Annotated in this window: 11 protein-coding genes and 1 pseudogene; 5 read left to right on the forward strand and 7 right to left on the reverse strand. The window is 49.3% G+C overall.

Going from position 1 to position 15,628, the window contains the following annotated elements; genetic code table 11:
* Positions 1–250 precede the first annotated feature (250 nt).
* From H6750_01360 to H6750_01370, 3 genes and pseudogenes are all read left to right on the forward strand, one after another.
* Positions 251–2,186 (forward strand): annotated as a pseudogene (locus H6750_01360) (sigma 54-interacting transcriptional regulator).
* Between the two features lie 415 nt (positions 2,187–2,601).
* Entirely contained in the window at positions 2,602–3,174 is a 573-nt protein-coding gene (locus H6750_01365) for an OsmC family protein (GenBank protein MCB9772959.1), read from the forward strand.
* A gap of 79 nt (positions 3,175–3,253) precedes the next feature.
* The gene (locus H6750_01370; protein ID MCB9772960.1) at positions 3,254–4,027 is read left to right on the forward strand and encodes an isoprenylcysteine carboxylmethyltransferase family protein; all 774 of its coding nucleotides are present in this window, start codon (positions 3,254–3,256) and stop codon (positions 4,025–4,027) included.
* A gap of 331 nt (positions 4,028–4,358) precedes the next feature.
* Here the strand turns inward: H6750_01370 and H6750_01375 are convergent, their stop codons facing one another.
* From H6750_01375 to H6750_01385, 3 genes are all read right to left on the reverse strand, one after another.
* The gene (locus H6750_01375) at positions 4,359–4,685 is read right to left on the reverse strand and encodes a cupin domain-containing protein (GenBank protein ID MCB9772961.1); all 327 of its coding nucleotides are present in this window, start codon (positions 4,683–4,685) and stop codon (positions 4,359–4,361) included.
* A gap of 355 nt (positions 4,686–5,040) precedes the next feature.
* Complete coding sequence (gene pal / locus H6750_01380) at positions 5,041–5,442, reverse strand: peptidoglycan-associated lipoprotein Pal (protein ID MCB9772962.1); 402 nt, start codon at positions 5,440–5,442, stop codon at positions 5,041–5,043.
* A gap of 20 nt (positions 5,443–5,462) precedes the next feature.
* The gene (locus H6750_01385; GenBank protein ID MCB9772963.1) at positions 5,463–5,984 is read right to left on the reverse strand and encodes a hypothetical protein; all 522 of its coding nucleotides are present in this window, start codon (positions 5,982–5,984) and stop codon (positions 5,463–5,465) included.
* A 1,387-nt stretch (positions 5,985–7,371) separates the two neighbouring features.
* Between H6750_01385 and H6750_01390 the strand changes: the two genes are divergently transcribed.
* Together H6750_01390 and H6750_01395 are read left to right on the forward strand one after the other, a co-directional pair.
* Positions 7,372–7,569 carry a hypothetical protein gene (locus tag H6750_01390; GenBank protein ID MCB9772964.1) on the forward strand — a complete coding sequence of 66 codons (198 nt, stop codon included), beginning with the start codon at positions 7,372–7,374 and terminating at the stop codon, positions 7,567–7,569.
* Positions 7,570–8,554: 985 nt separating this feature from the next.
* The gene (locus H6750_01395; GenBank protein ID MCB9772965.1) at positions 8,555–9,013 is read left to right on the forward strand and encodes a response regulator; all 459 of its coding nucleotides are present in this window, start codon (positions 8,555–8,557) and stop codon (positions 9,011–9,013) included.
* Between the two features lie 467 nt (positions 9,014–9,480).
* Here H6750_01395 and H6750_01400 read toward each other — a convergent pair whose 3' ends face one another.
* The 4 genes from H6750_01400 to H6750_01415 form a co-directional block, all read right to left on the reverse strand.
* Positions 9,481–9,972 (reverse strand): transposase, encoded by a 492-nt coding sequence (locus H6750_01400; protein MCB9772966.1) that lies wholly within the window; start codon positions 9,970–9,972, stop codon positions 9,481–9,483.
* The gene (locus tag H6750_01405; protein ID MCB9772967.1) at positions 9,969–10,781 is read right to left on the reverse strand and encodes an IS4 family transposase; all 813 of its coding nucleotides are present in this window, start codon (positions 10,779–10,781) and stop codon (positions 9,969–9,971) included. The genes H6750_01400 and H6750_01405 overlap by 4 nt, the downstream gene beginning before the upstream one ends.
* Before the next feature lie 52 nt (positions 10,782–10,833).
* Positions 10,834–11,166: a hypothetical protein gene (locus H6750_01410; protein MCB9772968.1), complete on the reverse strand. Its 333-nt coding sequence runs from the start codon at positions 11,164–11,166 to the stop codon at positions 10,834–10,836.
* A gap of 918 nt (positions 11,167–12,084) precedes the next feature.
* Entirely contained in the window at positions 12,085–15,501 is a 3,417-nt protein-coding gene (locus H6750_01415; protein MCB9772969.1) for a PAS domain S-box protein, read from the reverse strand.
* Positions 15,502–15,628: the final 127 nt, after the last annotated feature.

The raw sequence follows: 15,628 nt of genomic DNA on the forward strand, positions 1-15,628 counted from the left end.
TTGAATGAAATCAAGATACTTTACCACACCGGAGGTTTGAAACTTATTAATTTTCCATCAAAGGTTTTTAAAATTCATGCAGCTTCCTGTGGCTCTGAAACAACACAGGGGAACTCCCTTCCCTTCCGAACCTCATCAACCGCTGCACATTTGCATCCTGTAAAATCCAGCATCCCCGAACATTTAATAACCCAATCTTTACACCTTAAAAACAAATGGATCATAATAAGATTCTTATCTGGGAGACGCTATGGCAGGGTCCCGTCACGATTTATTAACGAACCTCAACGAAGAGCCTGCACTCCGAACTATCCTGGAGGGGACCGCCACGGTCACGGGGGAACGATTTTTTGAAGCCTTGGTGGAGAACCTGGCCAAAGCCCTGCACACCCACGCCGCCTGGGTCACGGAATATTTTCCGGAATCCCGCCGTTTGAAAGCCCTGGCCTTTTATTTGAATGGATCTTTTCTTAAAGATTGGGCCATGGACCTTGCCGGCACGCCGTGTGAGCATGTTATCGACCAGGCCCGTCTCATCCATTTTCCGGACAACCTCTTGAATCTCTTTCCCATTGATCCGGATATCGCAGGGCTCAAGGCCGCCAGTTATATAGGACTCCCGCTTACCGATACAGCCGGAAAAATTCTCGGACATCTCGCGGTCATGGATACCCGCCCGATGCCGGCTGAATCTCGCATAGAGGCCATTATTCGGATTTTTGCTGCACGGGCAGCATCAGAACTTCAGCGGCTCCAAGCGGAGTCCGCCACACGGGAACGGGAACAGAAATTACGCCGGCTGGTGGACAGTGCCATGGATGCCATTATTGAATTGGATGAAGATCTTCGGGTCACCCGAATCAATCCGGCTGCCGAGAAAGTGTTTCAATGCGAGGCAATTCATCTCGTTGGAATGGATTTTTGTCTCTCCCTTGGCCCGAATGACCGGGAAAAATTATGGAGACTCATTCAGGATCTCCACACGAAACCTGCAGGTCGGCGCTCTCTCTGGATTCCCGGTAACCTCAAAGCCATACGAACAGACAGTACCGAATTTCCGGCAGAAGCCACCCTATCCCAATTTCAAATGGAGGGAAAAGTCTTTTACACCCTGATTCTTCGTAATGTGAATGAACGTCTGGAAGCGGAACAAAAGATTCGATCCCTGACGATTGAAACGGAATTTCTTAAAGAAGAATTACATGAACTGCAACATTTCGGCGAAATTCTTGGAAGCAGTCCCGCGTTGATGCGCGTCCTCCGGGACATCCAACAGGTCGCCGATACCGAAGCCACTGTGCTCATTTCCGGTGAAACCGGGACCGGTAAGGAGGTGATGGCTCGCGCCATTCATGCCAACAGCCGGCGTCGGAGTCACCCATTCATCAAAGTAAATTGCGCGGCCATTCCTGCGACCTTAATCGAAAGCGAATTTTTCGGACATGAGCAAGGTGCCTTTACCGGCGCCACGAAAAGAGGGAAGGACGCTTTTCATTGGCTGACGGAGGGACCATTTTTCTGGATGAAATCGGTGAACTGCCCCTGGATCTTCAAGGCAAATTATTGCGCGTGCTTCAAGAGGGGGAATTCGATCCGGTCGGCAGTTCCCACACCAAAAGGTAAATGTCCGCGTCCTGGCAGCCACAAATCGTGATTTACGGAAGGAGGTCCAAGACGGAAAATTTCGTGAAGATCTTTATTATCGATTGAATGTCTTTCCCATTCATCTTCCGCCTTTGCGGGAACGAGGAGAGGATGTGGTCCTCCTGGCCAACAACTTTGTTCAGCATTTTGCTCAACGAATGGGTCGGACGGTGGCCCCCCTATCCCCTGACGCACTCAGAGGCCTCACGGCATACCATTGGCCGGGAAATGTACGGGAATTGCAAAACGTCATTGAACGGGCTGTTATTACGGCCCAAAACGGTCAATTAAATCTTGACCGTGCCCTCCCTGATGTTGAAGAGAAGCTCTCCTCTTCTCCAGAAACTCTTACACCGGAGCCACCCACCTGCATTCGCACTTTTCAGGAACTTCAGAATTTGGAGCGGCAAAACATTTTGCTCGCCCTTGAACAAAGCGGCTGGAAAGTGTCCGGTGAACAAGGCGCGGCCAAACTGCTGGGCATGAATGCTTCAACCCTTGCGTCTCGCATGAAAGCATTAGGCATTACTCGCGCAAAATAATTTCTGCTCAATTTCTACCGTATTTTTTCAATCCTTCCCGATCCTCTTTCAGGATTTCTTCATTTCCAGGATACTATTGCATTTGCGATTTTTCGCAAATTCGTCTTATGAAATTTCGTAATTCGGAAAATTTCACGAACGAATTTCACCATCATCAAATTACAACTGATTGATTTTATTTATTTTTGTTTAGAATTTAAGCCTGGCACACCGCCTGCAAAATAGTTTTGGCATGGAAGACAGCACTTATCAAACAAGTTCTCAAGGAACCGGTAGGAACAATATGACGAGTCAGGATGAGCGAGATTCAAAGTCTCAAACACCCGCTGGAAAACGGAAATTTCAGGATATGTGCCGTCAGGCAGATCAACTCTTTTTTCACATGCTGTTTCACACCCAACAAGGAGGATGTGCCATGTCATCAGTCACCACCACACCAACAACCATCAATGGGGTCAACATCGAACAATTAGGGGCCAATATCAATGCCATTCAAGGCGAACCGGGCTTAGCCAAATTTCAGTTCCGGGCCACCAACACCTGGATCAATGGCGGTCACAATCGCACCACGATCAAGGAGTTTTACGGAGTGGGCAAAGAAGATACGACCCGAACCGAGCCGTTCGTGCTTGATGCCGATGAACCGCCTGTCTTGTTAGGAGAGGATCAGGGAGCTAACCCGGTGGAGTTTGTGTTGCATGCGCTGGCATCCTGCCTGACTACGTCGATGGTCTATCATGCGGCCGCCCGAGGTATCAAAATCGATTCAGTGGAATCCCGGCTAGAGGGGGATTTAGATCTTCGCGGGTTTCTAGGTTTATCGAAAGATGTTCGTCCGGGCTATCAAAATCTCCGGGTACATTTCAGCGTGAAAAGTGACGCGCCAGCCGAAACACTGCGAGAGTTGACGAAGCATTCACCAGTATTCGACATCGTGTCCAATCCGGTTCCAGTAGTCATTTCGGTGAATAAGGAAGAGACCAACTGAGGACTAATACCGCAGATCGCCTCAGGCCAAACCTGAGGCGGTCGGCCCTTGAGCAAACAAATTAAAAGGAGTCACGATCATGAAACGAATCACGTTCTTCATTTATGGCACTCTGTGCTACGTGTTCTTTCTGGGCATCTTTTTATATGCCGTGGGCTTTCTGGGTAACTTTGGTGTCCACAACACCATCGATGGTCAAGCCCAGGTTTCAGTCTGGCAGGCATTGACTATCAATACGCTCCTGTTGGGTCTTTTTGCCATCCAACATAGCGTGATGGCCCGGCAGGGCTTTAAACGGTGGTGGACGCAATATATTCCCAAACCCATTGAGCGCAGCACCTATGTGCTCTGCACCAACATTGCACTGGCTCTTCTGTTTTATGCCTGGCAACCCATGGGAGGCGAGATTTGGCACATTCAAGATACAATCGGGCGGGGCCTGCTCTATAGCCTTTTTGCGGCAGGTTGGGGATTGATCCTCATGGCCACTCTCCTCATCAATCATTTTGATTTGTTCGGCATGCGGCAGGTCTGGCTCTATTTGCGAAAACAGGAGTATACCCCATTACCATTCAAGACCCCCGCCCTGTATCAGCAGGTACGGCATCCTCTGTATGTCGGTTGGCTCTTGGTCTTCTGGGCTACCCCAACGATGACGGTTGCCCATCTTGTCTTTGCGATGACGACAACCATCTATATCCTAATGGCCATTCAATGGGAAGAAAGAGATTTGGTGACTTTCCATGGGGAAGCGTATAAAGACTATCAACAACGGGTACCCATGCTCATTCCCCGTTTTTTCAGAGGGAACCACATGGGTAAACCACAAGCCGCAAGGACATTGTCTGCATGAAAGCCTGAGGAACAAAACCCGCTGCGTGGCTTTGCCACGCAGCGGCGGCTTTATCTCATTGCCAGAGAAGGGAAGACACCAATGCGGACAGGTAAAACCGAAATTTTTCTAAATCTTTCCCAGGAAGCTAGCTGGATGAAAAAGTTTAGATGGTATGGAGTAACGTTTTTCTTGATCAAAGGAGCATTTTGGCTTATCACCCCTTTCATTATCTATGCCTTCAACTAAATCTCTCGAGCTTTTCCCAGACTGTCGGCCCATGAGCAAGTTAAGAAGTAAAATCCACGCAGACGAACGTATCCCACGATTGAGTTTGAACCCCAGCAAGGCATCATGGCTTCCAAAGCACTGCGAGCCAGATCGTGTCTTGTTGGGGGTCGGTCCATTCCACCCGATGTCTGGTATGCGCTGGAAGATGAAGGGCATCTCCAGGTCCAAGCATCCTTTCAGGTTGTCCTTCAATCTTGAGTGTCGCCTTTCCTGCCAGCACTACAACCCATTCATGCTCTGCCTGGTCATACCAGAAATCTGGTGGAGAGGACTGGCCCCGCGACACGATGCGTTCAATTCTTACAGAACGACTCCTCAAGACCTCACTCGTCAATTCGTGGTCAACATGTTCAGGAATATTGGCGAAGAGATTTTGAGATAGTTCCATTCTCTGCACTTTTCTTGACAAATCGGCCATATAAAATGTAGCTCACAGAAAGGTTTCGGCCTTATGGCATCCTCTTTCCTGGGCCCGGCCGACTGCCATAGGTTCATTGAGGCGAGCTCTGATCATTGGGAATAATCAGAACTCAGCCATCTTTGGGGGGAAAAACCGAAGGATGGATCAGCGGCTGAATACGAAGATGTAAAGGCCCACGGAGAAGAATCAGGAGCCTGCCGAAAATTTAAAATGGGGACCATAAAAACGGACCAGACAGACTTTCCAAAAAGAATTGATTCCTCTGCTCTACATCCCAGACGCTCCCTCAAGGCACGTCTTTAGCCAAATTGACTTACAACCTTTACTGCACGACAAAATGACCACGTCGGTTTTCCTGCCAGCACTCTTCATTCTGATCGGTGCAAAACGGCTTCTCTTTTCCATAACTCACAACCTGCAGATTTTCACTGGGGACGCCCAAATCAACTAAATATTCCCTCACCGCATTTGCCCGTCGCTCGCCAAGCACCATATTATAACTTTCCGTGCCACGCTGATCACAATGTCCTTCGATCACAATCTTATTATTCGCCAAGCCGGAAGCCAGTGTTTGGGCATTTTTCTGCAGAACAGAGATCGCATCCGCCCGAATAGAAAATCGGTCATAATCGAAATAAATATCTCCCAACGATTTGAGCAAAGCTTCCGTCTTCTTTTCAATGACTTCAGGCACTCCTGAGGCTTGCTGAGCTGATGAGTCCATCTCAGGCTCCACCCGAGCGATCATTTGATCCGGGGAGCCGCCTCTTCCCGAATTACCGGTCGTGCGGGCATTTCCGGTTCAAGCGCAATCGGCGGGATCCCAGCCACTTGTGAGTCTTGAGGAGATGCCTGGCCTGGCATGGTTGGTAAGATAGGAGACGGAGTAATAACGGGTTCAGCTACCAGGGGAGCTTCTAGAGGCGAAGAAACAGCAGGTTCAACAACTGTCGTTCGAGGAGTTGCAAAAATATCAGCTGGAGCCGCGGGACGAATAACCGGGCGGACAGGCTCTTCCACAGGAATGTCCATAGCGGCGATCCCATTTAACGCTTCAGCTTGCACGGGCGGCCGAACAACCGCCTCAGCAGGTGGTGTCTCAGGTTCGACTTTTACCGCTTGGGGCATAGCTGGAGGCTCAGTCACACTAATAACCGTCGTTTGTAGTTTGGAACTACACCCCCCCATTATCGCAATCAGGCATCCGCCCAATAGGCCAAATTTTCCTACTCTCCTTACATTCGAAAAAGACAATACTTCGATCATGTTTTACCTCCACCATTTCCTTTTCTTGACTGCCGATGCCTCAGCTACATCCCATTCGCAATTTGATTCCTCATGCCCTTCAAGAATTTCTCTTAGCAGGGCCTCTGTCTTTCCTCATGATAATCTTATTCCCAAACTTTATGCAGTCCCTTAGAATTGTGTCAAGAACTCAAATGTGGCATCCCTGAGCACCACTTTAGTCTCATTACAGAATGCCTTTTGGTAAATTCCAGGTCAAGCGTCGTCCGAACAAAACTACATGAAATCCCTGCGTAAAACAACCTTTCATCCTGATCTTGGCAAGTCCATTGGAGCAGGCCCTGCTATATCGAACATCTCTTTAGGTTGCATCACGATAGCATGGTGTCTCCCACAACTATGAAAACTTTTTTTGTTTATCCAGAATATCTATAGAGAACTCTGAGCCCCTTCCGTCAGGATATTTCAGAGAATCGAATTCACCAACTAATTGGCAACGTGAGACCGGAAGATTTTTGAGCTCTCTAAAGTTCTTCAGTGCCGCCGCAAAAGATGATTCCCCGGAGGCCAGCCTCTATCGAATCCTAAGTGCAACTTCGAAACAATACCCAAATCAATACGCCTCAGTTCATAATAAGGTTCCCTACACCATCATCCCCAATTTGAAATTATTTTGAACCCCATCAACCCTAATATAAGAACCGGCACTTTCCGTTTCACTCTCACGAATCACCTCTCGTCATGACTCATTCATCCATTTGGGAATTGTGGGTTATTTCTCATATTTTCCCATTTCAATATATGAGTGCCAGAACACCTCTATTCTATTTCCGGCTTTCGTAGTGAGCTCTTTCAAAGTTCAGGCAGCCTTATTAAATGATTCCATTTTGTCAGGCAATTGATGAATATGATTCATTGATGGATTAATTTAACGATCATAAAGTCCATGATTGATCTTTACCCTTAAGTCCCTGATACTTCTGAAGGAAGTTGACTCCGTCCTGTAGGGTTTCACCTGCATGACTTTCATCAAATCTTATACCAAGGCAATTCATAAACATATGAAATATTTCAACTTTTATGAAAATTTCCACCTGGAACACCCCTTGCATTTAAACCGCTTAAACATTGCAACTCACCAACTATTGGGGCCAGTAATTTTTTGAATATGCCGTTTCATTAACTAGCTCAACGATATGGAGCCAGACGTGGTATGGATGTCCTAAGTTGAAACATGGCAAGAATGGAATTGAGCGCCATTTTATGAGCCTCGGCGGAGGGACTGGTTTCAGGGGAACTACGATTTCGACCGCACCCGAAGTCTGGTCTCCTCATCAGCCACCTTCTCAAAAGTCCCTCCGCCATCTTTTGAGAGAAATCATTTCAACACCAATAATTGTAAGGCATCATGAAAATTTTAGGCGTGTATCAGCATTCACCAAAATCCGGCCCTCCCAAGGTTCCCATCAAAGACAGAATCCTGTTAGTTGATGATGATCGACATCATCGAACCTGCCTGAAAGAATTTCTAGAGCTTCGGGGGTATGTGTGTTCAGAAGCAGGAAATGGTGTGGAAGGGCTTCAGAATATCTATAGAGAACTCTGAGCCCCTTCCGTCAGGATATTTCAGAGAATCATTACCACCAACTAATTGGCAACGTGAGATGGAAGATTTTGATTTCTCTAAAGTTCTTCAGTGCCGCCGCAAAGATGATTCCCGGAGGCCAGCCTCTATCGAATTTTCTAAGTGCAACTTCGAAACAATACCCAAATCAATACGCCTCAGTTCATAATAAGGTTCCCTACACCATCATCCCCAATTTGAAATTATTTTGAACCCCATCAACCCTAATATAAGAACCGGCACTTTCCGTTTCAATTTCACGAATCACCTCTCGTCATGACTCATTCATCCATTTGGGAATTGTGGGTTATTTCTCATATTTTCCCATTTCAATATAAGGAGTGCCAGAACACCTCTATTCTATTTCCGGCTTTCGTAGTGAGCTCTTTCAAGAAAGTTCAGGCAGCCTTATTAAATGATTCCATTTTGTCAGGCAATTGATGAATATGATTCATTGATGGATTAATTTAACGATCATAAAGTCCATGATTGATCTTTACCCTTAAGTCCCTGATACTTTGAAGGAAGTTGACTCCGTCCTGTAGGGTTTCACCTGCATGACTTTCATCAAATCTTATACCAAGGCAATTCATAAACATATGAAATATTTCAACTTTTATGAAAATTTCCACCTGGAACACCCCTTGCATTTTAAACCGCTTAAACATTGCAACTCACCAAGAATTGGGGCCAGTAATTTTTTGAATATGCTGTTTCATTAACTAGCAAAAAACGATATGGAGCCAGACGTGGTATGGATGTCCTAAGTTGAAACATGGCAAGAATGGAATTGAGCGCCATTTTATGAGCCTCGGCGGAGGGACTGGTTTCAGGGGAACTACGATTCCCGACCGCACCCGAAGTCTGGTCTCCTCATCAGCCACCTCTCAAAGTCCCTCCGCCATCTTTTGAGAGAAATCATTTCAACACCAATAATTGTAAGGCATCATGAAAATTTTAGGCGTGTATCAGCATTCACCAAAAATCCGGCCCTCCCAAGGTTCCCATCAAAGACAGAATCCTGTTAGTTGATGATGATCGACATCATCGAACCTGCCTGAAAGAATTTCCCAGAGCTTGGGGGTATGTGTGTCAGAAGCAGGAAATGGCGCATGTGGAAGGGCTTGAAATTTTACAGAAAGAGTCCGTCTCCATCATCATTACCGACAACAATATGCCACAGATGGATGGACTTGATTTCATTGAACAAGTGAATCACAGATATTCCCAGGAAATTCTCTCCATTTTTCTCATCACTGCCGAATTATCCCACCTTGTCCGTCTTCGGGCATTTAAAAACGGGGTCAATCGGGTCTTTGAAAAGCCCTTGGATTTTCAGGAGCTCTGCAATGCCGTAGACTGGGTCACAAAATTTGACATCCATCAATCGACGACCAACAAATACTCCTCCGCCAGATACTTCTAAAATTCTTTTTCTTTCAGGATGGAGGGCCGCCACCTGAGTTTCTCCAGATTATTCAGGGAATTGCTCATAGAATTACAACATGACAGCTATTTTAAAATACCGTACACCTTTTTGGAAGGACTGCTACACGACAACACCTGCTCAATCTTTTATTCGTCACCGACTCACTGTTCACTCCAAGAGACTTTTTTGTCCAATGTGATTAGCTGACACCGCTAAAAAGTTGCGCATTATTTGAATTTCCATCCTCTTCCCATCTCCTATCGGCAACTACCGATCGGCTCTAGGGACAGACGCTCTTACCTTTCGAGAGGGCCTTGTTTGCCTTAACCCCGAATGTTGCCCTGCTCCTCCGTAGTTCGCCTCCGTCCCATCCGATAAAGCCGGATAAGGCGTCCCTTGGTTTTAAGTCCTTTTGCCGAAACAAAAGGACCTCGGCTGCCGGGACGACACCCATAGCTGTTAAGCTAAGAAGAGTTTTGCTCTGGAGACAGTTGCGGGTCGACTCGGGCTTCCAGCATTGCCAGCGTCGTCATTCCGTGATCGTTGGGACTGTTTGGTACAGTGCCGCAGTAACGGCTCGAGTTCACGAGACAGATGGGCCCTCCCTTGCGCTGAACGAGATGATCATCTGTTGTGCAAGCTGAAAGGCGCGCTCCTGGAGTCGCTTGTACAACTTCTCCAGGCTGATCTCTTGGCCCGCGGTCAGCCACAGCGCGGTGATTGGCGCCGGTATGAAGGCGATGCACCCACACCGCCGTAATCCATTTGCCATAGAGTTCACAGCGCACTCGATGTTCATTGCTGGTGGTCGAGTGGTGCACGCGCAGAATCGATTTGAATTGTTTGAACACCAACTCGATCTGCCAGCGCAGCGTATACAAGGCCCGCACCATGTTGAGGGGCAGCCAGGCTTCAGGCGCATTCGTGATGAAGAGCGTCCAGTCACACCACGTCAGATGTCGAGCGTCTGAGCGGTCCGGCCTTGCTGCTGGGCGTGAGCCTTGACGCGCCGCCGCGTTGTCGGGCTATCTGGGGACTCACGCGCAAGCACACGAGGCGGCAGGGAGTTTGTTTGCTGAGGGCCCCTGGCCCAGGCGCACCAGGGATCTCCCAGGTCAGGACGGGCCCCTGGGCCAAGTAAGCGGTCGAGGTCAAGCGGCGCGCCGGTCTGGGCTACTTCGACCGTGGTGCCGACCATGAACCGGGTTAAAAAATACGCGTCGCGGGCCATGATGGCGTTCAGAGTGCGCAGCTTGAAATAGCCTTGGTCCATGAGCACGAGATCCTGCGGGTTGAGGAGAGCGGGCAGCCGATCCGTGTAGCGATTATCCGGAACCGTCCCAGCGGTGGGCTCCAGGAAGATCAGTTCTCCCTGTTTGTAGTCATAGGCGACTTGGATCTTGCAATTGGCCGGGGAGGCATTCCCGCCGGCCCCCGGCCAGACCTTCTGCAGCTTTGGGCTGACATCCCAACTCGAACTATCCACCAGCAACACGCGGCCGAAAGGCCGCAGCAACATCGTGCGTATTCCCGCCCCCTGGAATTTCTGGTGCAAGATCGTGTGCAAGCAGCGCTTGAGAAACTGAGCGGCAGAGGCCGTAAACCGCTGATGCAGGGCTTCCCGACTCATGCGGGCTTTCAGAGCCCCCACCATTCCCCCCAGCGACGGATGCTTCATCCCGAATTGTCCTAGGGTCATCAGCACCAGGAAGTCATACGGCTGGAGCACGCCTTGGCGTTGAGCGAACCCCGTTGCCTTAGCCAGCCCATTGAGGTGTTTTTTTTAAACCCCTCCACCATCCCGAACAGGGCGGCCCTCATGCTCGGCTCCCGAAGCCCTGGCAGCGAGCCAGCGCGACTTCGGCCTGCACCCAGTCGGTCATCAACGTTTTCAAACGCTGATACCGTTTGAGCCGCCGCCGGACCTCCGCCAGATCCTTCTTTGGAATAAACAGGGTGGAACTCTTGCCGGCTACGGTGAAGCTCAGTTGATGGTACGGCCCATGCTTCTTCGGCTCCTGAGGGTCTTTACACTGACACCCGGCCGTGCCGCAGACATTCCATTGGGTGGTCAGGCTCCCCGGCAGGACGGGGCCGAGGTCAGTCAGCTGAGCCTTAATGCGGTGCAGGGTGCGTTCTTCTCTCGTCATGGGGACCTCCTGGTTGAACCGATAGCCGCTATAATGCTATCGGTAATATAGCACAAAAAAAGCGCCCGGCCAGCGCTCTTTGAAAGTTTTCTGTCTCCTTAGCTTAACAGCTATGGGACGAACCCCGGCTTAAGAGGATCTCTGAAACTTTTGTACCTATACATCGGCGAAAAACTTCCCAAGACCAAGATCTCGCAATAATCGCTCCGTTCGCGTGGGCACTTCAACCTTCGTCTGTTTCTATAGAGAGCCTGTCTCTTCCAGATTCCCACCAGACTCATTTCGTGTTTCACTGTCGACACACTCCGTCTGTAACATTCGCATTGCGTGCTTCACGGAAGATAGCTTCTTAAAACTTCTGCGGCAACAATCCCCAGGCTGAACTCCATATAGAAAACCTCCTTCCACCAAACCTGCACGAAACAAGAACTAGGTGCAGTGTTTGAAGTCCTAGCTATTCCAAGCTGCCACCCTTGAAGCATGATCACTATGAGAGGGTTGCTGGCCTCTTCCTGATAAAATTAAGGATCTCAGCTAAAGATAACCTCCCCCCCTTTGGCGACACATGGGGTCAACGGTTGAACTGACGTATGCCATGGGAAAAGGGACGAAATGCGACCACATGCAGGGCTTTGTCGGCGGCCAATATCAAAAGGGATTTGATGGGAAGCTTCACAATCTCCATCCGGAAAGTACCACAGCATGTCCACAGTGGCCGATCCTGACCATGTGCTTCTTGCCAACATCGAATTCCATCGCGATGAAGGAGAAACAACCAACGACAGGACAGGAGGAGAATACCCTGCTAAGACACCGATGAGTCGTTGACATGCGGCGGAAGGGTCGGACAATTTCTCAGGGAGGATGAGCAGAGAACAGAAACCTAAACGGGGATGGAAGTTATCACCAGATTATTCCTCAAACAATACGGGTCGATTCCGGTGTGGATCCCATATCCAGGATGTCCCGGAGCGCAAGAGCCAGAGACAGCCCGTTGACCGGCTTCATCAAGAAAGCCCGAATGCCGAGTTGCTTGGCTTTCTCCTGAGTCATAGTGTGGCTAAACCCCGTACACAACAGAATGGGAATATCTGATCGAATACCTAACAAGGCACGAGATAAGGCCTCCCCGCTCATCGTCGGCATGGTTTGATCCGTCACGACCACATCAAAATCCCACGGATGTGCTCGAAACAAATCTAACGCTTCATACGGATTGACGCTCGCCACAACGGTATAGCCTAAATGGCTGAGAAATTGCGTCCCCCAGCGGGTCAGCATTTCTTCATCATCCACAAATAAGACCCTTTCCGACCCGGTCGGCCAGGCAATGATTTCCTCAGGTTTTTCTGGCGCGATCACATCCAAGCGCGGAAGAAGTACCGTAAAGGTCGTGCCCTCCCCCGGACGACTGGACACCGAAATGCCACCCCCGTGGTTGTGGACGATCCCGTGGACAACCGCCAGCCCGAGTCCCGTGCCCTCACCTGCAGGCTTGGTGGTAAAAAATGGCTCAAAAATTCTCTCGACCATTTCGAGAGGAATACCCTTTCCTGTGTCACAAATCATCACCTGAAGGTAGGAACCGGCTTTGCATAGGCCCACGCCAGGAATTCCTTCCTCAGGAATACACTCATGACCTAAGGCTATTTCCAACAGACCGCCCTCTTCCCGCATGGCATATTCCGCATTGGCACACAGATTCATAATCACTTGTTGCATTTGCGTCCGGTCACCATAAATCACCGTGGACTCAAGATCCAAAGACGTTCGAATTTCAATCGAGGAAGGAAAGCTGGCACGGACCATTTTCAGAACATCTTGAATGACCACTCGCAGATCAATGGCCTCTTTATCCTTTTCCGAGCGCCGGCTAAAGGCTAAAATTTGCTTCACAAGATCACGGGCCCGATTCCCGGCGGCGACCACTTCGTTTAAATACGATTTTAAGCGTTCATCCTGCGTAGCATAGGCCATCGCCAATTCGGAATATCCCAGGATCGCACCCAAAATATTATTAAAGTCATGGGCAATGCCCCCGGCCAAGGTCCCGATCGCCTCCATTTTTTGGGTATGCCGCAATTGCATCTCACTCAGTAATAAAGCCTCTTCGGTCCGTTTCCGCTCGGTGATATCCTCACAAGACAGTAACCACACCCGAGGCCCTGACTGTTTCTCAATGGCCTGAATCGTCTCTTTCACCCAAATGATGGTCCCGTCCTTTTTGACTTTTCTAAATTCAGGAAGAATACCTTTGGTGGATTCACGCAACCCCTTTTCCAGACCTGATTGAAACAGGGCACGGTCCTCCTCATAGACCACGGAAAACGCAGAGGTGCCGAGCAATTCCTCAACCCGATACCCCAATACTTGAGCCCCATATTGATTCACGGAAAGAATGAGACCCTGACTATTCACCGTGAAATAAATTAATGGAGTCTGATCATAGAGTTCACGATACTTGTCCTGGCTGTTTTGGACTTCTTCCTGTGCCCGCTTGCGCTCCAGTTCCGCACCTGCCCGTGCGGCAAAAATCTTCAAAAGATTATGCCCTTGAGAGGAAAGAACAAGCGGATTGGTATCCAAAAGCGCTAGATTTCCCACGACCTCATTCTGAGCATTAAAAAGAGGAATCCCGTAATACGCCTCAACTCCCAGAGCTCGAATCGTTTCACTCCGGGGAAAGAGGTGTTGGACACCGGAAGGCTGGTCCACCGGGTTACCCTGAAACACCTCTTCGCAAGGGCCTCCAATACAATCATACTCGGAGGAAGGCTCAAAATGGTCTTGCTTCCAAAAAGCCAATGTCCTGGCTTTGCTGGTATTTAGCTCAATCCGCTCTGACAAAAAGACCATGGGCACCTGAAGTGCTTTCGCCAATTCACCGACAAGGACTTCGAAGAAATTTGGAGAGCCGGGGATCACATTGCCTTTGACAATCGCCTCCAGTGCATCTTCCCATTGTTTTCTCTGCGTGATATCGCGCGAGATGACGACAGCGCGCAGTTCCCCAAGCGCCGTTTGAAAGGCCCGTCCGGTGCTTTCAAACCAATGGTACTCCCCGTTCTGATGCCGATAGCGGTAGACCGAACGACCGGAACCGTGGGTCTTCATGCCTTGACAAAACTCCTCCACCACCCTGTCTCGATCTTCAGGATGAACCGGGGCAAAGACACTCGTGCCAAGCAGATCTTGGGGGCTGTACCCAAGAGATTCCTTAAAATTCGGGCTCACATAGAGGAACCGTCCTTCTGCATCGGCTTCCGTGATCAGATCATAGGCATTTTCCATAATGGCCCGAAAGCGTTTTTCTCGTTCCTGAATGATGAGCTCAGCGGCTTTTCTGAACGTAATATCGCGAGCAAAACCCAAGACCCCGTTCTGACCATCCCGTAAAGATCCAAACGAGTCTTTCGTCACTAAAAACGTTCGGGACACTGGATGCTGCTCCTGAACCTCGACCTCAAAGGTTTGAGTTCCTGCGGATTGCATCACAAGATCATCCCCCTCGACAAACAACACATGGGCCTGGGTGCCAAAAATTTCCTGATCGGTCTTTCCGATGACCTCATGAATGGCCTTTCCCATAATCTCCGCCCCAGAAGGATTCACCAGGAGGTAACGACCATCCTGGTCCTTAACATAGACCACATCACTCATTTCTTCGAGGACAGCATCCAACAGAGCGTGGTTCCGCCTCGATATGTCCTCCGCCAACTTGCGCTCCGTGATGTCGCGTATGGTTCCTCCCCCTCGTAGCAACCGGCCATCGGCATCAAAGGTTCCCTCCCCGGTGGCCTCAAACCAACGATAACCTTTTGATTTTGTCAATAACCGGGACTCCACATGATAGGGAATCCTCTTTTCAATATGATTGGTTAAGGCCTCAAACACTCGCTCCCGATCGTCAGGGTGTAACCGTTGCTCCCAACTCCCCAGGACTCCGGGGAACTCAGATTCCTCATACCCCAACATCGCGATAAACTGAGGGGAGTACCACACCGGACAATCTGGGGAGTACCAGGGAATACCCGGACGAATTTCAGCCACCCACAACCCCTCACGAGACCCCTGAGAGGCCAGAATGAACCGCTCCACCTGCTGTCTAAGAGCATGCAATTCCTCTTGCAATTCAGATTGTGGGGTACTTGGGGACATTTTAGATTGGCGGGTCTCGGGCAATCGGGTATTATGGCTGGAACCTTCCGATTTCGAAGAAAATTGTTCAGGTGACCCTTGGGAAGATCCAAGGGAAAGCGTCAGATCTCCCAGGCGCTTTCGATGAATTTCTTCATCGGAAGGAGGAGAAGACTTTGAAAAATGGGGAGATTCCATACAGCATCTATCCTTGAAAAGCCCGGAATGACCAGCTCCTCAAGGAGTGACTCTATAATCAAACACCATGAAATATTTTTCCTATAATGTCAAGAAAAAATACGCAAAAACACCTGATCCTCAGGCG

This window comes from Nitrospiraceae bacterium (genome assembly GCA_020632595.1).
GTDB lineage: Bacteria > Nitrospirota > Nitrospiria > Nitrospirales > UBA8639 > Nitrospira_E.